At 67.5% G+C, this 19,199-nt stretch carries 15 protein-coding genes; 9 read left to right on the top strand and 6 right to left on the bottom strand.

Going from position 1 to position 19,199, the window contains the following annotated elements; genetic code table 11:
- Window positions 1-3: 3 nt before the first annotated feature.
- The 4 genes from NX774_RS09845 to NX774_RS09860 all read left to right on the top strand — a co-directional run bounded on the left by NX774_RS09845 (window position 4) and on the right by NX774_RS09860 (window position 3,726).
- Window positions 4-1,071: a branched-chain amino acid ABC transporter permease gene (locus tag NX774_RS09845; protein ID WP_258821996.1), complete on the top strand. Its 1,068-nt coding sequence runs from the start codon at window positions 4-6 to the stop codon at window positions 1,069-1,071.
- 162 nt (window positions 1,072-1,233) lie between these two features.
- Window positions 1,234-1,887, top strand: coding sequence for a choice-of-anchor J family PEP-CTERM protein (locus NX774_RS09850; RefSeq protein ID WP_258821997.1), 654 nt, complete (start codon window positions 1,234-1,236; stop codon window positions 1,885-1,887).
- Between the two features lie 17 nt (window positions 1,888-1,904).
- Window positions 1,905-2,306: a post-PEP-CTERM-1 domain-containing protein gene (locus NX774_RS09855; RefSeq protein WP_258821998.1), complete on the top strand. Its 402-nt coding sequence runs from the start codon at window positions 1,905-1,907 to the stop codon at window positions 2,304-2,306.
- On the top strand, window positions 2,293-3,726 hold the full coding sequence (locus NX774_RS09860; RefSeq protein ID WP_258821999.1) for a PA domain-containing protein: 1,434 nt from the start codon (window positions 2,293-2,295) through the stop codon (window positions 3,724-3,726). The genes NX774_RS09855 and NX774_RS09860 overlap by 14 nt, the downstream gene beginning before the upstream one ends.
- A 67-nt stretch (window positions 3,727-3,793) precedes the next feature.
- Here NX774_RS09860 and ppa read toward each other — a convergent pair whose 3' ends face one another.
- The 5 genes from ppa to hemC form a co-directional block, all read right to left on the bottom strand.
- On the bottom strand, window positions 3,794-4,330 hold the full coding sequence (gene ppa / locus NX774_RS09865) for an inorganic diphosphatase (RefSeq protein ID WP_258822000.1): 537 nt from the start codon (window positions 4,328-4,330) through the stop codon (window positions 3,794-3,796).
- Window positions 4,331-4,684: 354 nt separating this feature from the next.
- Window positions 4,685-5,881 carry a heme biosynthesis protein HemY gene (locus tag NX774_RS09870; RefSeq protein ID WP_258822001.1) on the bottom strand — a complete coding sequence of 399 codons (1,197 nt, stop codon included), beginning with the start codon at window positions 5,879-5,881 and terminating at the stop codon, window positions 4,685-4,687.
- A gap of 3 nt (window positions 5,882-5,884) precedes the next feature.
- Window positions 5,885-7,009, bottom strand: coding sequence for a uroporphyrinogen-III C-methyltransferase (locus NX774_RS09875; protein ID WP_258822002.1), 1,125 nt, complete (start codon window positions 7,007-7,009; stop codon window positions 5,885-5,887).
- Window positions 7,006-7,776, bottom strand: a complete 771-nt coding sequence (locus NX774_RS09880) for a uroporphyrinogen-III synthase (RefSeq protein ID WP_258822003.1) — start codon at window positions 7,774-7,776, stop codon at window positions 7,006-7,008. Before NX774_RS09880 ends, NX774_RS09875 begins: the two co-directional genes overlap by 4 nt.
- Window positions 7,769-8,734: a hydroxymethylbilane synthase gene (gene hemC, locus NX774_RS09885; RefSeq protein WP_258822004.1), complete on the bottom strand. Its 966-nt coding sequence runs from the start codon at window positions 8,732-8,734 to the stop codon at window positions 7,769-7,771. The genes NX774_RS09880 and hemC overlap by 8 nt, the downstream gene beginning before the upstream one ends.
- 154 nt (window positions 8,735-8,888) lie before the next feature.
- Here hemC and ppc point away from each other — a divergent pair, with 154 nt between their 5' ends.
- A complete protein-coding gene (gene ppc / locus NX774_RS09890; RefSeq protein WP_258822005.1) occupies window positions 8,889-11,696 on the top strand; it encodes a phosphoenolpyruvate carboxylase in 2,808 nt (935 codons plus the stop codon).
- 116 nt (window positions 11,697-11,812) lie between these two features.
- Window positions 11,813-13,864, top strand: a complete 2,052-nt coding sequence (locus tag NX774_RS09895) for an NHL repeat-containing protein (RefSeq protein WP_258822006.1) — start codon at window positions 11,813-11,815, stop codon at window positions 13,862-13,864.
- A 134-nt stretch (window positions 13,865-13,998) separates the two neighbouring features.
- On the opposite strand, the gene rpoD is transcribed toward NX774_RS09895, so the two are convergent.
- Window positions 13,999-16,557 carry an RNA polymerase sigma factor RpoD gene (gene rpoD, locus NX774_RS09900; protein WP_258822007.1) on the bottom strand — a complete coding sequence of 853 codons (2,559 nt, stop codon included), beginning with the start codon at window positions 16,555-16,557 and terminating at the stop codon, window positions 13,999-14,001.
- Between the two features lie 586 nt (window positions 16,558-17,143).
- On the opposite strand from rpoD, the gene NX774_RS09905 reads away from it, so the two are divergent.
- From NX774_RS09905 to NX774_RS09915, 3 genes are all read left to right on the top strand, one after another.
- Entirely contained in the window at window positions 17,144-17,641 is a 498-nt protein-coding gene (locus NX774_RS09905; protein ID WP_258822008.1) for a ProQ/FINO family protein, read from the top strand.
- Window positions 17,642-17,648: 7 nt separating this feature from the next.
- Complete coding sequence (locus NX774_RS09910; protein WP_258822009.1) at window positions 17,649-18,236, top strand: 3'-5' exonuclease; 588 nt, start codon at window positions 17,649-17,651, stop codon at window positions 18,234-18,236.
- Between the two features lie 246 nt (window positions 18,237-18,482).
- Window positions 18,483-19,196, top strand: coding sequence for a c-type cytochrome (locus NX774_RS09915; RefSeq protein ID WP_258822010.1), 714 nt, complete (start codon window positions 18,483-18,485; stop codon window positions 19,194-19,196).
- The last annotated feature ends 3 nt before the right edge of the window (window positions 19,197-19,199 follow it).

The raw sequence follows: 19,199 nt of genomic DNA on the forward strand, positions 1-19,199 counted from the left end.
CCCATGCTCAAATCGCTTCTTTCCGCCGACCTGCCCCGTAGCCGCGCGCTGTCGCTGGTGCTGGTGCTGATCCTCGCCGCGCTCGCCTGCGCGCCCTTCCTGGTGTCGGGCGCGCGGCCGCTCAACACCGCCGCCACGATCTGCGTGTACATCGTGCTGGTGGCGTCCTACGACCTGCTGCTCGGGTACACCGGCATCGTCTCGTTCGCCCACACGATGTTCTACGGGATCGGCGCCTACGGCGTGGGCATCGCGCTGTCCAGCGTGGACGAGCCGACCTGGTCGCACGTCTTCGCCGGCCTTGCGATCGCGCTGGTGCTCACGCTGGCGCTTGCGCTGGTGGTGGGCCTGTTCGCGCTGCGCGTGCGCGCCATCTTCTACGCCATGATCACGCTCGCGGTGGCCGCGTCGTTCGGCGTGCTCGCCTCGCAGTTGTCGGACCTGACCGGCGGCGAAGACGGCAAGACCTTCAGCGTGCCGGAACTGCTCTCGCCGGGCTTCACCCTGATGGAGAACGAGGTATTCGGCAGGTCGATCGACGGCAAGCTGATCACCTATTACGTGGTGTTCTTTGGCTGCCTGCTGCTGTTCCTGTTCCTGCTGCGCGTGGTGAACTCGCCGTTCGGCCGCGTGCTGCAGGCGATCCGCGAGAACGAGTTCCGTGCCGAGGCGCTGGGCTACCGCACCATGTTCTACCGCATCTGGGCGAACGTGATCGCGGCCCTGGTCGCGGCGCTGGCCGGCGCGCTGATGGCGCTGTGGCTGCGCTACGTCGGTCCCAAGACTTCGCTCGGCTTCGAGATCATGACCGACATCCTCTTGATCGTCGTGATCGGGGGCATGGGCACGATGTACGGCGCGGTGGTCGGCGCCACCCTCTTCATCCTGGCCCAGAACTACCTGAAGGAGCTGATGGCCCACGCCTCCGGCGCGCTGGAAGGCGTGCCGCTGCTGGCCGCGGCGCTGCACCCGGACCGCTGGATGCTGTGGCTCGGCGTGCTCTTCGTCCTGTCCGTGTACTTCTTCCCGGTCGGGATCGTGGGCAAGCTGCGCCTGCGCAAGCGCGGCTGACACCGCCGCCCGCCCGGGCGGCATTTCTTCTGGCTGGACGCGTGGGCAAGGGACTTGCCCACGCTACAGTTTTCAGCATTGAACATTGAACGAAAATCAATGTTCGTTATCTCCCCGAACATATTATGAAGGCAACAATGCTTTCGCTGGGAGCTGACGCGCATGAGAATGCTGAAGAACCTGGCAGCGGCCACGCTGTCGCTTGCCGTACTGGCCCCGCTGGCCGCACATGCCGGCGTCGAGGTGCTGAACGAGGGCTTTTCCGACCTCACGGCGCTGCCCGGCTGGACGCAGCTTAACAACAGCGCGCCCGCCGGCGCCGGCTGGTTCCAGGGCAACGCGAGCATTTTCCCTGCCCAGGCGGGCGCTGCCAGCGCGTACGCCGCCGCCAACTACCTCAGTGCCCAGGACGGCAGCGGCAGCGTGGACAGCTGGCTCATCACGCCGGTGCTGAACCTGTCCGGCACCACCATCTTCTCCTTTTTCACCCGCACGGCGAGCGACCCTGGCTTTGCCGACAAGCTCGAAGTGCGCTTTGCGCCCGGCAGCGGCGCCGACACCTCCGACTTTGCCACGCTGCTGGCGACGGTCGGGACGGCGCAATACCCGCGCACCTGGACGCAGGTGAGTTCCAGCTTCCAGTTCGACGGCGCCGGGCGCTTTGCCTTCCGCTACTTCGGCGACGCCGCGGCACTCAATTACATCGGCATCGACAGCGTGCGCGTGATCACCGCGGTGCCTGAGCCGTCGCTCTCGCTCATGCTCAGTCTTGGACTCGGCGCACTGGCCCTGCTGCGCCGCAAGAACGCCAATTGACCCAGGAGGAACCTGCCATGCCCAACGAAAAACTCCTCGCGGCCTTGCCGCTGGCAGCACTGTTCGCCGCGGTGCTCATGCACATGCCGGCGCGCGCGCAGGACGGGATGGTCGTCGTGCGCGACCCGCAGACCGGCCAGATGCGCGCCCCCACCGCCGCCGAAATGAAGGCGCTGGCGCCGCCGCCGATGGTGGGCCTGCGCGCCCAGGTGCCGCTGTCCTCGCTGGTCAAGACCAACCCGAACGGCAGCCGCACGCTGCGCCTGGGCGAGCGCGGCCTGGTCTATTCGGTCGTGTCGCGCGCGCCGGACGGCACGCTGGCCCAGCACTGCGTGCAAGGCGCGGACGCTGCCGACAAGGCGCTGGCCGAACCGGCCGGCGCCGGCCATCAACCGGAGGTTCGCCATGAAGACCGCTGATCTGCTGCTGCGGCGCGCTTGCGCCGTGCTGGCCCTGTCCTGCTGCGCCATCGGCGCGGCGCAGGCCGGCGCCACCATCACCATCATCAACACCAACGAGCCGGGCGTGGGCTTCAACGACCAAACCCCGGCGGCGCCGGTGGGCGGCAACACCGGCACCACGCTTGGCCAGCAGCGCCTGATTGCGTTCCAGCGCGCCGCCGACATCTGGGGCGCGACCCTGAACAGCAACGTGCCGATCCGCGTCGATGCCTCGTTCGTGCCGCTGTCGTGCACCGCCAACAGCGCAGTGCTCGGCTCGGCCGGCGCCAACGAGATCTGGTCCGACTTCGACAACGCGCCCAAGGCCAAGACCTGGTACCCGAGCGCGCTGGCCAGCAAGCTGCAGGGCAGCGACGTGACCACGCCGGACCAGCCGCACATCGTGGCGCGCTTCAATTCGCGCCTGGGCCTGTTCGACGACTGCATGCCCGGCTCCGGCTTCTACCTGGGCCTGGACAACAAGTTCGGCAACCAGATCGACTTGGTCACGGTGCTGCTGCACGAGATGGGCCACGGCCTGGGCTTCCAGACCTTCACCGACGACGCCACCGGCGAAGAAATCCTCGGCCTGCCTTCGGTGTGGGACTACTTCCTGGTCGATAACCGCAGCAACAAGGCTTGGGTCCAGATGACCGATGCCGAGCGCGCCGCCTCGGCCATCAGCGGCAACGGCCTGTCGTGGAACGGGCCGATCGTCACCGCCGCCGTGCCGCAAGCGCTGTCGCCGCGCTCGAACCTGGCCGTCAGCGGCCCCGCCGCCGGCGACGCGGCCGGCAACTACAGCGTGGGCGACGCCTCGTTCGGCCCCGCGCTCTCGGCCAAAGCCGTGACCGGGCAGCTGATGCCGGTGGTGGACCAGGGCGATGGCACCGGCACCGCCTGCACGCCGCTATCGACCGCCAACAAGATCGCCGTGCGCCGCAATATCGCCTTGGTGGACCGCGGCACCTGCTCGTTCGTGGTCAAGGCCAAGATGGTGCAGGACGCCGGCGCCATCGGCATGATCGTGGCGGACAACCAGCCCGGCGACCTGGCCGGCATGAGCGGCTCGGACCCGGCGATCAAGATCCCCGCGGTGCGCGTCACCCAGGCCGACGGCGCCACGCTCAAGGCCGTGCTGCAGCACCGCTCGCGCACGCGCTCGGGCGTGGTGGCGAGCCTGGGCATCAACCCGGACGAACTGGCCGGCGCCGACGCCCAGCACCGCGTCCTGATGTACACCCCGACCACGCTCACGCCCGGTTCCTCGGTGTCGCACTACACCACCGACGCCAAGCCCAACCAGCTGATGGAGCCCGCCATCAATGGCGACCTGGCGCACGAGGTCACGCCGCCGCACGACCTGACCTACCTGCTGCTGCGCGACATCGGCTGGTGATGGGCAGTGCACGAAAAAAGGGCCGGAACCCTTGCGGGAACCGACCCTTTTCGATGAATACGGCTGATTACTTCTGCTTGGCCTTGAACGCCGCGACGCCGTTGACGATCTCCGCCTTCGCGTCTTCCGGGCCGCCCCAGCCTTCGATCTTGACCCACTTGCCCTTCTCGAGGTCCTTGTAGTGCTCGAAGAAGTGCTGGATCTGCTGCAGGCGCAGGTCCTGCAGGTCTTCCGGCTTCTGCCAGTGGCTGTAGATCGGCAGGATCTTGTCGACCGGGACTGCCAGGATCTTGGCATCGCCGCCGGCTTCGTCGGTCATCTTCAGCACGCCGACTGCGCGGCAGCGCACCACCACGCCCGGGATCAGCGGGAACGGGGTGATCACCAGCACGTCGCACGGGTCGCCGTCGTCGGCGATGGTCTGCGGCACGTAACCGTAGTTGCACGGGTAGTGCATCGCGGTGCCCATGAAGCGGTCGACGAAGATGGCGCCGGATTCCTTGTCCACTTCATATTTGATCGGGTCGGCATTCATCGGGATTTCGATGATGACGTTGAAGTCGTTCGGCACGTCGCGGCCGGCCGGAACTTTGTTCAAACTCATGAGGTTTCCTTGGGTTGCTGAAGATTCAATGTAAGTGGGACATTATAGCGAATCGGACAGGGTTTGTGCGCCGCAGCAAGGCAGTAGCGTGCGGAAATGCCCACACCTGGCGGCGCCATCCGTCGTCCCGGCGAACGCCGGGACCCATGCTGAGCGTGCACTTCTGCGGCGTCGAACTCCCAGTTTGCTCAAAGACCGTCGTCCCCGCGCAGGCGGGGACCCATGCTGAGCGAGCGGGCACGCGGCCTATGGGTCCCCGCCTGCGCGGGGACGACGGGTTTTAAGTATGCGAACCGCACACTCAGCATGGGCCCCGGCTTGCGCCGGGGCGACGGCGGTATTGGCGCTTTGCCGTCAGAGAATGGTCGCCAGTGCGCACTGGCGGTAGTGCGCCGCCGCCTCCGCGTCCTGTCCCAGCGCCTCGTGCATCTGGGCCAGCTTCAGGTGCGCTTCCTGCACCATGTCCGGGTCGGTCACGTCCGACAGCGCCTGCTCCAGGTAGCGCTGGGCCTTGCCCCACAGCTTCTGGCGCAGGCACAGCGAACCAAGGGTCAGCGCCAGCTCGGGGTCGTTCGGGCGCTCGTGGATCCAGGCTTCGCAATTCTCGATTTGCGCCAGCAGCGTGGTCGAACCAAGCGGCCCGGCCGACTCGCGATAGGCGCGCACCAGCCGGTCGTCCCAGCCGGCCTTGAGCGCCTCTTCGGCGATCGCGCGCGCCTCGTCGTGCATGCCGCGCGCGTTGAAGGCGCTGGCCGCCTGCTGCGCCACGTAGGGCTTGGTACGGTCTTCGGGCGGCACGCTGGCCCAGGCGCGCTGGATCGATTCGGCGTCGTGCGTGCCTTCGGACAGCAGCGCCTCGTACGCCATCTCGCGCAGGCGGCTCGACAGCGCCGGGTGCAGCGCCTTGCGCTTGTCCAGGATGCGCACCAGCCGCAGCACCTCGGGCCAGTTGCGCGCCTGTTGGTTGGCCTTGAGCGACCATTGCAGCGCATGGATGTGGCGCTGCCCGCTGGCGTTCAACTCCGACACCGCCTCCAGCGCCGCTTCCGGCTGGTGCTCGTCCACGCGCAGTTCGGTCACCGTCATCAGGCGCGCGGTCTTGAGGCTGTTGTCGTGCACGATCCCGGCCAGCCAGGCGTCGCGCCGCGCCGGCTCGCGCATGCGGTGCGCGGCGCGCGCGCCGATCAGCGCGGCAAGGCCGGCATTCTCGGGCAGCTCGGCGGCGCGCATCGCGGCCTTCTCGGCATGGCCGAAGCGGCCCTCGAACAGCGCCTTGAGCGCGTCGCGCAGGCCCTTGTTGCCCTCGCGCTCGCGCTTGCGCTGGCGGTAGGCCGCAACCCGCTGCGGCATGGCCAGCGTGGCCCGGATCGCGCGCACCAGCCAGTACAGCAGCAGGAACAGCAGTACGGTGAGCACCACGAACAGGTTGAGCGACATGTCGATCCGGTGCGGCGGGTAGAAGAACACCACGTTGCCGGGGTTGAAGCGGGCGGTCACGGCCACGCCGATCGCCGCGGCCATCAGGACGACTAACCAGAGAAGAAGACGCATGGCTTATTTGGCTTTGTAGTTGCGCACCGCGTTCAGGCTGTCGGCCAGCGTCGGCATTTCGATCGTCAGGTTGTTGGCCTGGACCTGGCGCAGCGCCGACTGCGCGGCCTGGGTGCTGCGCGCGCGCGTGTCGAAGTACTTGAGCAGCATGGTCTGCGCCGTGTTCAGGTCATCGCGGAACGCGCTCTCGTTACGCGACAGCAGCGCCAGCCGCGCGTTCAGCAGGCGCAGCTTGAGGTTCTCGCGCACGAAGTACGATTCGGTCGGCGAGAGCATCAGCGCTTCCGGCGTCTCGACGCTGCGCACGCGCACCAGCTGGCGGATGTCGTCCCACATCTCGGTGCTCCACGCGCGCCAGGTGTCGGTCATGCGCTGGCCGAGCGTGAGCGGTTGCGCCGGGGCCGGGGCCGGGGCGTTCTTCCTCGCCTTGGCGCGCGGCGCGGGCGGGGCCGGCAGCAGCGGCTTTTCGTCCGACAGCAGCGGCAGGCTGTCGACCTCGGCGATCACGTTATCCAGCCGCAGCGCCACGCCCGCCAGGTCCACCGCCGGCAGCGCCTTGAGCTTTTCCATGTCGTGCGCGATGGCGCGGCGGATCGTGATGAACTGCGGCTTGTCCGAGCGCGACAGCGAGCGGTCGGCGTTGGACAGCGCGATCAGCGCGCCCTGCACGTTGCCGGCCAGTTGCAGCTGCTGGCTCGCGGTCGAGAGCACCTGCTCGATCTCCGACAGCGCCCATTCGTCGCGATTCTTCGACAGGTCCTGGTACAGCTGCTCGAGCGCGGCCTGCTGGCTCTGCGCTTCCTGCTGGCGGCTCTCCAGCACGCCCACCTTCACCTGCAGCTGCTTGGACTGCTCGGACACCTCGCGCGCCAGCGCCGACGTCTCGGCCGCCACCTGCTCGTCCTTTTGCAGCATGCGCGCGACGTCGGCCCGCATGCTGTTGATGCGGCTGTGGGTGGACCACATGTGCGCCACGAGCAGCACCGCGAGCACGCTCACGGCGGCCGGCAGCGGCTGGCGCAGCGTCTCGAACAGCCCGCTGCGCGGGGCTGCTGGCGGCACCTGGGGAGCGCCCTGGCCCGGGGCCGGCTGCGCGCCTTGTTCTGGAAGATTCGGCAGTTCGTTCATTCTTGTGATTGTAACGCGGCAAGCACGCCCGCGTCGCCGGAAGCGGCCTGCGTCAGGCGTGTCAGCCCCAGCGCGCGTGCAGTCTCCGCGATGCGTGCGTGCGGCACGATCAGATGTTGTTGTTGCAACTTTACAACGCCGTCAACTGGGTCCAGCTCGCGCACCAGCGCGGCAAGACCGCGCAGCGCTTCCGAACTGGTGATGACCCAAGCGTTGGTGCTGGCAAGCAGTGCCCGCAGGCGCGCGGCCAATTCGGGGCTCAGGGCCGGGGTGGCGCGGCGATAGGCGGCCACGGTGGTGACCAGCGCGCCGGCGGCGGCAAACGCTTCGGGCATCAGCTCGCGCCCGCTTTCGCCGCGCACGATCAGCACGCGGCGGCCGGCCAAGCGCGCCAGGTCGATCGCCTGCAACAGGTGCTCGGAATCGCTGGGCTGGCCGCATGGCGGGCAGTAGATGGTGGCGGTGTCGTCGGTGAGACCGTGGCGCGCCAGCGCGGCGCGGCTGCCCTCGCCCACCACCGCGACCGGCACGCCCGGGGGCCAGGCCGCGATGTGCGCAAAAGCGGCCTCGATCGCGTTGGGCGACACGAACGCCACCAGGTCGTATTCGGCCAGCAGCGCCAGCGCCTGCCTGAGCGGCGCCGGATCCGGCAGCGGCTGGATCTCCAGCAGCGGCAGCACCACCGGCTCGCGGCCGAGCGCGGCAACCGCGCGTGCCAGCGGTTCGGCCTGCGCGCGCGGGCGGGTGATGACAACCTTCTCAAGCATCGGGCGCGGCGCCCTCCCGGCAGGCCGCCAGGATCGCGTCGGCGTCCTGCTGCTGCAGCAGTTCGGACACGCGCTGGCCCAGCACCTCGGGTTTGTCGGCCGGGCCGGACAGTTCGGCGCTTGCGCTGCGCTTGCCATCGGGGGTGGCGACCATCGCGCGCAGGTGCAGCGCGTTGCCCTGCACGGTGGCGTGCGCGGCCAGCGGGATCTGGCAGCTGCCGCCGAACACCTTGGACACCTTGCGCTCGGCCGCGACGGCGCGCGCCGTGTCCTCGTGGTTCAGCGGCGCCAGCAGCGCGACCATGTCCACGCCGTCGGCACGCGGCCCGGCGACGATCTCGATCGCCATGGCGCCCTGCCCGGCGGCCGGCAGGCTCATTTCGGGCGGCAGCAGCGCGCGGATGCGCTGGGGCAGGCCAAGGCGCTTCAGGCCGGCGGCGGCCAGGATGATGGCCGCGTAGTCGCCGCGGTCCAGCTTGGCCAGGCGCGTGTCGAGGTTGCCGCGCAGCGGCTTGATGACCAAGTGCGGGTAGCGCGCCGCGATCAGCGCCTGGCGGCGCAGGCTGCTGGTGCCCACCACCGCGCCTTCGGGCAGCTCGTCCAGGCTCGCGTAGTCGTTCGACACGAACGCGTCGCGCGGGTCTTCGCGCTCGAGCACGGCGGCCAGCGCAAAGCCTTCCGGCAGCTCCATCGGCACGTCCTTCAGCGAGTGCACCGCCAGGTCGGCACGGCCCTCGTGCATCGCCACTTCCAGTTCCTTGACGAACAGGCCCTTGCCGCCGACCTTGGACAGCGCGCGGTCCAGGATCTGGTCGCCACGGGTCGTCATTCCAAGAATTTCGACGCTGGTCTGCGGATATAATGCGGCTAGGCGGTCGCGCACGTGCTCGGCCTGCCACATGGCGAGCCGGCTCTCGCGCGATGCGATAATGAGCTTCGAGGGCATGGGCTTCGTCATATCAGGTGCTTTCAAAACGGATTCTTTCACTGTCGTTGAGCCTTACCGGGCTGGTGACACCCCAAGGCTCGTGCATAAGATCACAAATTTTAGCACGCGCCACCTTCGCAAAACCGGCCAAAAGCCATCCGCCAACCTTAAACCTTTGGTCGATATGGACAAACCAGCCGTACCCGTTTCACCCGCCGGCGCAGACAAGGACGCGCCGCTGAAAGAAGACATCCGCCTGCTCGGCCGCCTGCTTGGCGACGTGCTGCGCGACCAGGAAGGCGACGCCGTGTTCGACGTGGTCGAGACGATTCGCCAGACCGCCGTGCGCTTTCGCCGCGACGACGATCCCCGTGCCGGGGAGGAATTGACCGCGCTCCTGCACAAGCTCACCCGCAACCAGACCATCTCGGTGGTGCGTGCGTTCTCGTATTTTTCGCATTTGGCCAACATCGCGGAAGACCAGCACCACATCCGCCGCCGCCGCGCCCACCTGATCGCCGGCTCGGCCCCGCAGGAAGGCAGCGTCGGCTTTGCACTGGCGCGCCTGAAGGACGCCGGCGTCTCGCAGCAGGCGGTTGAATCCTTCCTGCGCGAGGCCTTGATCTCGCCGGTGCTGACCGCGCACCCGACCGAGGTGCAAAGGAAGAGCATCCTGGACGCCGAGCACGACATCGCGCACCTGCTGGCCGAGCGCGACCTGCCGCTCACGCCCAAGGAACGCGCGCGCAACCTGCAGCTCTTGCATGCGCGCGTGTCGACCCTGTGGCAAACGCGCATGCTGCGCTACAACAAGCTGACGGTGGCGGACGAGATCGAGAACGCCCTGTCCTACTACCAGACCACCTTCCTGGCGCAGCTGCCGGCGCTGTACGACGACGTCGAAGCCGAGATCGGCACGCACTACGGCAAGGCCGCCGAGGGGCTCGACAACACGGCCTACATGCAGATGGGCAGCTGGATCGGCGGCGACCGCGACGGCAACCCGAACGTGGGCGTCGACACCATGCGCCGCGCGCTGGTGCGCCAGTCCACCACCATCCTCGACTATTACCTTGAGCAGGTGCACCTGCTGGGCGCGGAGCTGTCCGCCTCGACCCTGCTGGTGGAAGCGAGCCCGGAACTGCAGGCGCTGGCCGAGTCCTCGCCCGACCACTCGCCGCACCGCAGCGACGAGCCGTATCGCCGCGCGCTGATCGGCATCTACGCACGGCTTGCCTCGACCGCGCGCGAACTGGGCGCGACCAACATCCTGCGCAAGGAAGTCGGCCACGCCGACCCGTACCGCGAGCCGCGCGAGTTCCGCGCCGAGCTCAAGGTCATCGAAAACTCGCTGGTTGCCAACCACGGCGCGGTGCTGGTGCAGCCGCGCCTGGCCAGCCTGCTACGCGCAGCGCGCATCTTCGGCTTTCACCTGGCCTCGCTCGATATGCGCCAGAGCTCGGACGTGCACGAGCGCGTGCTGGCCGAACTGTTCGAGCGCGCCGGGGTCGAGGCCGACTACGCGGCACTCGACGAAAGCGACAAGGTCAAGCTGCTGCTGGCCGAGCTGGCGCAGCCGCGCCTGCTGTATTCGCCGTACGAGCAGTATTCGGACGACGCGCGCCGCGAGCTCGACATCTTCCACGCCGCGCGCGAGATACGCGAGCGCTACGGCTACCGCGCGATCCGCAACTACATCATCTCGCACACCGAGACCGTGTCCGACTTGCTGGAAGTGATGCTGCTGCAGAAGGAGACCGGCCTGTTCAAGCCCGGCGCGGGCAGGTCCGAGGTGATGGTGATCCCGCTGTTCGAGACCATTCCCGACCTGCGCCGCGCGGCCGACATCATGGGCGAGTGGATGGCGCTGCCGCTGGTGGCGCGCACGGTCGAGCACCAGGGCAGGCTGCAGGAAGTCATGCTGGGCTATTCGGACTCGAACAAGGACGGCGGCTTCCTGACCTCGAACTGGGAGCTGTACCAGGCCGAGATCAAGCTGGTCAAGCTGTTCAAGGATCGCGGCGTGAAGCTGCGCCTGTTCCACGGCCGCGGCGGCACGGTCGGGCGCGGCGGCGGCCCGAGCTACCAGGCGATCCTGGCGCAGCCGCCGGGCACGGTGAGCGGCCAGATCCGCCTGACCGAACAGGGCGAGATCATCGCCTCCAAGTTCTCCAATGCCGAGATCGGGCACCGCAACCTCGAACTGCTGCTGGCGGCCACGCTGGAAGCGGGGCTGATGCCGCACCCGCCGGAAAGCGACCACGCCGAACGGCTCGCCATGTTCGAGTCGGTCATGGCGCAGCTGTCCGAGCGCGCCTACCAGGCCTACCGCGACCTGGTGTACGAGACGCCGGGCTTTGCCGACTACTTCTTTGCCGCCACGCCGATCGCCGAGATCGCGGAGCTGAACATCGGCTCGCGCCCGGCCTCGCGCAAGCCCTCGCGCCGCATCGAGGACCTGCGCGCGATTCCCTGGGGCTTCTCGTGGGGCCAGTGCCGGCTGCTGCTGCCGGGCTGGTACGGCTTCGGCGCGGCCATCTCCGGCTGGCTGGGCGAAGGCGAGCGCGAAGGCAAGCTGGAGACGCTGCGCGCGATGTACCGCGAATGGCCGTTCTTTGCCACGCTCCTGTCGAACATGGACATGGTGTTGGCCAAGACCGACCTGCCGATCGCACGCCGCTACTCCGAGCTGGTGCCAGACGTGCAGCTGCGCGAGCGCATCTTCAAGCGCATCGCCGGCGAGCACGGCACCACGTTGCGCTGCCTGGCCGAGATCACCGGCACCGGCGAGCGGCTGGCCTCCAACCCGCTGCTGGCGCGTTCGATCCAGAACCGGTTCGCGTACCTGGACCCGCTCAACCACCTGCAGGTCGAGCTGATCCACCGCCACCGTTCGCTCTCGCGCGAGCCCGACAAGATCGACCCGCGCGTGCATCGCGGCATCCACCTGACCATCAACGGGGTGGCTGCCGGGCTGCGCAATACGGGGTGACCAGGCCGGCGTGTTAGCCAGGAGGTATCCGCCACAGCCGACAATTTGTTACATGTAGCGGGGCAACGGAAAGATACAATCCGTCGATTGTGACTTTCCGTTTGCATTCCCGCCTGATGAACAAGTACCTGCGTGCAGGCGCCCTCGGCGGCGCCATCTCCCTTCTGTTGAGCGCATGCGGCGGTGGCGGCAGCGCCTCGCCGACCGCCCCTGTCGTCCAGCCGCCGGTGGTGGTGACCCCGCCTCCTCCGGTAGCGTTGCACGCCGAGCTCATTGCCGGCCAGGCGGACCAGCCGCTGCGCTTTGCCGACGGTACACTGGCAACCGCGCGCTTTGCCGGCCCCAGCCAGGTGGCGTTCGACAAGGACGGCAATCTGTATGTTGCAGACGGCAACTTAGTGATCCGCAAGATCACGCCCGCCGGCGTGGTGAGCTCCCTGGCGGGCTCGGTCGGCAACCCGAACTCGGTGGACGGCACCGGGCCCGGCGCAAGTTTCCAGCCGATCACCGGCATGGCGGTGGATGCCAGCGGCAACGTCTATGTGGCAAGCAATACCACGGTACGCAAGGTCACGCCGGCGGGCGTGGTCACGACCCTGGCCGGCAAGCCGTTCAGCATGGGACAGCAAGACGGCCCCGGCGCGGACGCGACCTTCAGTTCGATCAAAGGACTGGCGATCGATGGCGCGGGCAACCTGTATGTGGGTGACTACCAGCTTCGCAAGATCACGCCCGCCGGCAACGTCCAGACCGTGCACCTGGATGTCCAGGACACCAACTACAACCGCATCGCCTTCGACAGCAATGGCGGCATGAGCGTCAGCTACGACTACGGCACGATCCTGAAGCGCTTCGACGCCTCCGGCAAACTGCTCCAGACGATTGGCGGGACCGAAGTGCTCGGCATCATCGACGGCAACGCCGCGCAAGCGCGGTTCAGCCAGATCCAGGGCATCGCTTACGGGCCGAACGGTCTGCTGTTCGTGGCGGACAACTCGCTCACCGGCACCGCAATCCGTACGGTGGACGCGGCCGGGAACGTCAAGACCCTCAACCCGGATGCGACGATGCCTGGCCTCGTCAATGGACCGCTTGCCAGCGCGCGTTTCAGCGGCGTGCGCGGCATCGCGTTCGACAAGGCAGGCAACCTGCTCCTGGCCGATGCCGGCAACAACGTGATCCGCAAGCTCTCGCCGGACCAGCAGGTCTCCACCTACGCCGGCGGCCCGCCGTGGACGCTGCCGCCCACCTTCGCCGACGGCAAGGGCGCCGCGGCGGCGTTCCGCAACATCCTCGGCTTTGGTTACGACAAGGCGGGCAATTATTACGTGGCCGATGCCGCTAACTGCGCGATCCGCAAGATCGACCCGGCACGCAACGTCACGACCCTGGCGGGCGCCGGCGGCTACTGCGGCTACGCGGACGGCACCGGCGCGGCCGCGCGCTTCGACAACATCCGTGCGATGTCCCAGGACGCCGACGGCAATCTGTACGTGGCGGAAATGAGCACGGTGCGCAAGGTGACGCTGGCGGGCGAGGTCACGACGGTCGCGGGCAGGCCCGGCACCACCGACAAGAAGGACGGCGATGCGCCGACGTTCCAGAACCTGCTCGGCATCGCCATAGGGCCGGACCGCAACCTGATGGTCAGCGACGGGTACCAAGTCTCGGGCTTCACACTGTGCAATTTCGACTACGGCAACGCGCCCAACTCGCTGCGCACCCTCACCCTGCAGGGCGTGGCGAGCACGGTGCCAGGCAGCGAGTGGAGCTGTGCCGACAGGAACAAGGCGCCGGCCCTGTGGGGCGCCAACGACCTGCGCTTTGACACGGCGGGCAACCTGTACCTGGTCAGCGGGGATAGCCTGGCCATGCGCACGGCGGCAGGGGTGGCGTCGTACCTGTTGGACAGCCAGGGCAACAAGATCCCGGGCTACCACCTGGCGCCGGACGATGCGGGCAACCTGTTCTTCATTTCGGGGAATTCGATCTTCAAGTACGGCGCGGACAAGGTGGTGAAGAAGGTGCTCGGGCCGGCGGTGCCCGGCAATCCGGTCGAGATCACGACTGACCTGCCGTTCCAATCCATCAGCGCGCTCGCCTACATCGGCAATCACAAGTTCCTGGTCAGCTTCGACAGCCAGGTGGTGGTGGTCACGCTGAACTGACTCGTAGGGTGGGCTCTTGAGCCCACGCTGCGGGCACGCGTCGCGTGTCAAACCGCGTGGGCACGAGTGCCCACCCTACAAAAAAACGCGCCACCCTTGCGGGCTGGCGCGTTTTTCGCGTTTGAAGCGCAGGCTTACTGGCTCTGCAGGAAGGTCTTGAGCTTGTCCGAACGCGACGGCTGGCGCAGCTTGCTCATCGCCTTGGCTTCGATCTGGCGAATGCGCTCGCGCGTGACGTCGAACTGCTTGCCCACCTCTTCCAGCGTGTGGTCGTTCGACATCTCCACGCCGTAGCGCATGCGCAGCACCTTCGCTTCGCGCGGGGTCAGCGAATCGAGCACCTCGGCGATCACGGTGCGCATCGAGGCGTGCATCGCGGCTTCCAGCGGCGCCAGGGTCGCGGTGTCCTCGATGAAGTCGCCCAGCTGCGAATCGCCGTCCTCGCCCATCGGCGTTTCCATCGAAATCGGCTCCTTGGCGATCTTCATGATCTCGCGCACCTTCGATTCCGGCATCTCCATCTTCTGCGCCAGCGTCGCCATGTCCGGCTCGGTGCCGGTTTCCTGCATGATCTGGCGCGAGATGCGGTTCATCTTGTTGATGGTCTCGATCATGTGCACCGGCACACGGATGGTGCGCGCCATGTCCGCGATCGAGCGCGTGATCGCCTGGCGGATCCACCAGGTCGCGTAGGTCGAGAACTTGTAGCCGCGGCGGTATTCGAACTTGTCCACCGCCTTGAGCAGGCCGATGTTCCCCTCCTGGATCAGGTCCAGGAACTGCAGGCCGCGGTTGATGTACTTCTTCGCGATCGAGATCACCAGGCGCAGGTTGGCCACCGTCATTTCGCGCTTGGCCTGGCGCGCGCGCTTTTCGCCCGCAGCCATTTGCTTGTTAATCTTGCGCAGGTCGGCCAGCGGCAGCGCCACGCGCGCCTGCAGGTCGATCATGCGCTGCTGCAGCTCCTTGATGGCCGGGAGGTTGCGCGACAGGACCGCGCTGTACGGGTAGGCGCAGTCCACTTCGCGGTCGCCCCATTCCAGGTCGGTCTCGTTGCCCGGGAAGACCTTGATGAAGTGCGCACGCGGCATGCCGCAGCGGTTCACGCAGATGTCCAGCACCGCGCGCTCGACGCTGCGCACCTCGTCCATCTGGCCGCGCAGCGTGTCGCACAGCTTTTCGACGATCTTGGCGGTAAAGCGAATGCCCAAGAGTTCGTTGGAGATGATCTCCTGCGCCTTCATGTAGGCCGCCGAGCCGTAGCCGTCGTTCTTGAATGCGTGGCCCATCTTGTCGAACTGCTTTTCGATCAGCGCGAACTTCTCCAGCGCGCCCTTCTTGAGCTGGGCCAGCTGCTCGGCCGAATAGCCGGCCGCGCCGCCACCGACGTCGCCGTCTTCCTCTTCCTCGACGTCCTCGATGTCTTCGTCGTCCTCATCGTCGGACGCCGCAACCGGCGCGGCAGCCGCCTCATAGGGATCGACGAAACCGTCCACCACTTCGTCGATCTTCAGCTCGTCCGCCGCGATCTTGTGCGACAGCGCGATGATCTCCGAAATCGTGGTCGGGCAGGCGGAGATGGCCTGCACCATGTCCTTCAGGCCGTCCTCGATGCGCTTGGCGATCTCGATCTCGCCCTCGCGGGTGAGCAGCGCCACCGCGCCCATTTCACGCATGTACATGCGCACCGGGTCGGTGGTGCGGCCGAATTCCGAATCGACGGTCGACAGCGCGGTTGCAGCGGCGGCCTCGACTTCGTCGTCGCTGGCGGCGGTCGGCACTGCGTCCGACAGCAGCATCATTTCCGCTTCCGGCGCGCGCTCGTAGATCGCGATGCCCATGTCGTTGAAGGTCGCGATGATGCCCTCGATCGCTTCCGGATCGATGATGTTCTCGGGCAGGTGGTCATTGATCTCGGCATGGGTCAGGTAGCCGCGCTCCTTGCCCAGGTTGATCAGCGCCTTGATCTGCAGGCGGCGCTTTTCCAGTTCGGCTTCGCTCGCGCCGTCGGCCCCGTCCAGCATGCTGGACAGGCCGCCGCCCTTGAGCTTGCGCTCACGCAGGCGCGAGGCCACCTTCATCTCGGCGCGCTCGACCGCGTTCAGCGCGGCGATCTCGTCGTTCTCGGGCACGAACTCGCTGGGCTTGCGGCCGCGGCGGCCCGGCACCTTCACGCCCGGCAGCACATAGCCGGAGGTGTCGATTGCCGACAGCGCGCTGGCGTCGGTGGTGGTGCTGACCGTACCCTGCCCGGCCGTCGCCGCCGGCACAACCGGCTTGACCACGGTGCGGGTGCGGGCCGCCTTGGGCGCGGCCGGCGCTTCCGGCTCGCCCGGTTCAGCCTCGGCCGCCTTCAGCGCGGCAAGGCGCGACACGCGCTTTTTGACGATGACCGGCGCCGGTGCCGCCTCGGCGGGCGCAGGCTGGACTGCCGGCTGCTGCTCGGCCACGACCGGCTGCGCCTCGACTACCGGCTGCTCGATGGCGGCCGGCTGGGCCGCCACGTCGGCCTGCTGCGCCTGCGCCGCCTTGGCTGCCGCCAGGCGCGAACGCGTCTTCACTACCGTGACCTTGGCCGCAGCTTCCGTCTCGAGGAAATACGACGTCGCGGTTTTCGGCACCGCCAGCGGCGCCGCGGCCTTGGCCGCCGGCTTCTTCGCCGTCAGTGTCAGTGTCTTGGCGGGGTTTTTCATCTTCACTCTCCAATCGCGGCGGATGCGCGCCAGCGAGGTCAATAATCCACCTGAGCCGCGCGCTGCAGCTCGGTTGCAATCGTTTGTTTCGGGGAAGCGCCCTAACTAGGGGCAGACAGGCCGCATATCAAGCACTCCTGCGTCGCAACGAGAAGTCGCCAGACCCGGCTGGCGCAGGCCCGGCGCCTACGGTGGGATGTTTGCTGTGATCGAGTGCGGTGTGCATGTCGGAACGAAAAAAAGCCCGTCAATAGAAACGGGCTTGAGTCTATTTCTCAAGGAGATAGAGGAGACAGACGCCATTATGCCGCAAGGAAAACTTTAGCGATAATTGAAATATTCCATATCGGATATAACCGTATCGCATAGCTGGCACAGGACCCGTCTCCCGGTTCTCTCTGCGCTGGCGCAAGCCACACGCAAAGCAAGGGGCGGATCATACAGGATTTCGCGGCGGCACGCAGGCCGAGCCCGTCTCGCCACCGCCAGTTACCCCAACGACCCAACCCGATGTCAACGCAACGGTCGCGCCACTTGTGGCGGCCGCCATGCTATCCTTCGGGTTCTTGTTCTTACCATGAAGTCAATGAATACCAACAGCACCGCCGCAGAGTCCCAAGAAGCAACCGCAGAACAGGCCCAGGCAACCACCGCCCCGGCCCCGGCCGCAGCGGCGGCGCCCTCCGAAGCGCCATCTGCGCGCGCTCTGCTCAAACAGCTGCAACAGCAGTTCCCGGCATTCCAGAAATGCCTGCCGCTGGAAATCGGCATCGACAAGCAATTGCTGGCACGCATGCCGGGGCTGAACCGCAAGGCCATGCGGGCCGCGCTCGGCATCCACACCGGCTCGCTGCGCTACCTGAAGGCGATGGAAAAAGCCACCGTGCGCTACGACCTGGACGGCAAGCCGGGGGCGGAAGTCACCGACACCCACCGCGCGCACGCCAGGGAGCAGCTGCAGCAGCGCTTCAAGAAAGAGGCCGAACGCAAGCGCGCCGAGCGCGAGGCCGCGGCTGCCGAGGAAGCGGCGCGCGTGCGCCAGCAAAAGCTGCAAGCCCTCGCCTCCAAATTCTCGCGCAACTGATTCGCGCATGAGCGAGTCGCCAGACGCATTGCTGCCGCCTTACGACGGCATCAGGCTGGCCGACGTGCGCCTGGTGCAGACTGCGCAGCACGCCGTTGCCGCGTTCGATGCCCTGCTGGCCATGGACGCGATCGGCTTTGACACCGAGTCCAAGCCCACCTTCCAGAAGGGCGAGGAATCGACCGGGCCGCACCTGGTGCAGCTGGCGACCGACGAGGTGGCCTACCTGTTCCAGATCGGGCGCACGGCGCCGGTGTTCACCGACGGCCTGCGCGCGGTGCTGGAGTCGCAAGCGGTGCTCAAGGTCGGGTTCGGGCTGTCGGACGACCTGCGGCGGCTGCGCACCAAGCTCGCGATCGATTCACAGAACGTGCTCGACCTGGCAGTCGCGCTGCGCGCCAACAAGCGCCAGACCATCGGCGCGAAGACGGCCGTGGCGCGCTTCTTTGGGCAGACCATGCAGAAATCCAAGCGCATCACCACCACCAACTGGGCGCTGCCGGTGCTGTCGGAAAAGCAGATCTTGTACGCGGCCGACGACGCGCACGTGGCGCTGCGCGTGTATCGGCGCTGGCGCGAGCTGAAAAACACCTGAGCCAACGGGACCGCTGCGCCGAAGTCACCAACTCGGCAAGCCACGTCGTCCCCGCGGAGGCGGGGACCCATGCTGAGCGCGCTGGCCTGCGGTGCAGAAGATTCGACTACGCGTGTCGCCTATGGGTCCCCGCCGAGGGGGCGCCGAGCCCGGGGACGACGTGCTGAGGAAGCTAGCCATTGGTTTGCCGCGCGTGATCATTCAAGCAAGGTATGATGTCGTTCGGTACAGTTCCCGAAGCGACGTATGACCTTTTGCGCAAAGCTAGCCAGACTCACCCTGCTGCCAGCCCTGCTCGCGGCCAGCGCCGCCGGCGCCGCCCCGCAGGTGCCCGACACCCTCGCCCAGCGGCTTGCCGCCTGCACCTCGTGCCACGCGCGCAAGGACGCGCAGGGCACGCCCGGCACCGACCGCTACTTCCCGCGCATTTCGGGCAAGCCGGCCGGCTACCTGTACAACCAGCTCGTCAACTTTCGCGAAGGCCGCCGCCAGTATCCCTTGATGACGTGGATGGTGGACCACATGCCCGACGCCTACCTGCGCGAGATCGCCGACTACTTCGCCAACGACCACCTGCCCTACCCCGCGCCCACGCCCGCCGACGTGCCGGCCGCGGTGCTTGAACGCGGACGCCAGCTCGCCACCCGCGGCGACACCACGCTCAAGGTCCCGGCCTGCATGGCTTGCCACGGGCAGCAGCTGACCGGCGTGGCGCCCGCGATCCCGGGGCTGGCCGGCCTGCCGCGCGACTACATCAACGCGCAGTTCGGCGCCTGGCGCAACAAGGTGCGCCGCGCACACGCGCCCGACTGCATGGCGACGATTGCGGCGCGCCTGTCGGTGGCTGACGTGGCGGCCGTGTCGAGCTGGCTGTCGTCCCAGCCGGTGCCGGCCGACGCCAGCCCTGTCCGATCGGTGACGCGCCCACTGCCGCTGGCCTGCGGCAGCTCCCCGGATTGAAGC

The organism is Massilia agilis (assembly GCF_024756255.1).
GTDB classification, from domain to species: Bacteria; Pseudomonadota; Gammaproteobacteria; order Burkholderiales; family Burkholderiaceae_D; genus Telluria; species Telluria agilis.